The following is a 929-nucleotide window of genomic DNA, read 5'->3' as shown; positions in this document are numbered from 1 at the left end:
AAAAAAGCCACCGCGTACTTCGCCAAGGATGCAAAATGAAGTACGCGTTTATCAAGGCGCATCGTGTTCTATTCAATGTGCGTGCCATGTGCCGCATGCTTAATGTCCATCCGAGCGGATTTTATGCATGGATGACGCAGCCTTTAAGTCGCCGTGCAACTGAAGATATCCGGCAGACAGCACTGATCAAAGATGCATGGCATGACAGCGGTAAGGTCTACGGATACCGCAAATTACACGATGATCTGCGAGATCAGGGTGAGACCTGCTGTCCAAACCGAGTTGCGAGACTGGCCAAGCTGGCAGGTATCAAAGCTCAGATTGGTTATAAGAGCCGCTCCGGTAAATATGGTGGCAAACCCTCTATAGTTATAGATAACACTCTGGATCGCCAGTTCGACGTGAACATGCCTGATAAGGTTTGGGTCACAGATATTACCTATATCAAGACATATGAAGGGTTTTCCTACCTGGCTGTTGTCATCGACCTGTTTTCTCGACGCGTTGTCGGGTGGTCAATGCAATCGCGCCAAACTACAGACCTGGTCTTACAGGCTTTGTTGATGGCCGTGTGGCGACGAAAACCAAAAGAGCGGGTCATGATACATTCAGATCAGGGCTCCCAGTTTACAAGTATGGACTGGGCTTCATTCCTAAAACAACATAATCTTGAGCACAGCATGAGCCGCCGTGGGAATTGTCACGATAATGCTGTAGCTGAGAGCTTTTTTAACCTGCTGAAGCGAGAGCGCGTTCGGCGCAAAACATACAGAACTCGAGCTGAAGCAAGGCAAGACGTATTTGATTACATTGAGATGTTTTATAACCCGCAGCGCAAACACGTTAGAAATGGTATGCTGTCACCAGCACACTTTGAACAGAACCACAAACTGAAGACGAAGAGTGTCTAATAAACTCGGGGCTATTCA

1 protein-coding gene is annotated in these 929 nt (G+C 47.7%); it reads left to right on the top strand.

From position 1 onward, the window contains the following. On the top strand, window positions 1-911 hold a 911-nt coding region (locus tag A918_RS0104805), incomplete at its 5' end, for an IS3 family transposase (RefSeq protein ID WP_084664644.1). Between the last annotated feature and the right edge of the window lie 18 nt (window positions 912-929).

Origin of the sequence: Pseudochrobactrum sp. AO18b, assembly GCF_000409565.1 — a bacterium.
In the GTDB taxonomy this organism is placed as follows: Bacteria; Pseudomonadota; Alphaproteobacteria; order Rhizobiales; family Rhizobiaceae; genus Pseudochrobactrum; species Pseudochrobactrum saccharolyticum.
Note: the sequence above shows the minus strand (reverse complement) of the source record. Positions and strands in the feature narration are given on the sequence as shown.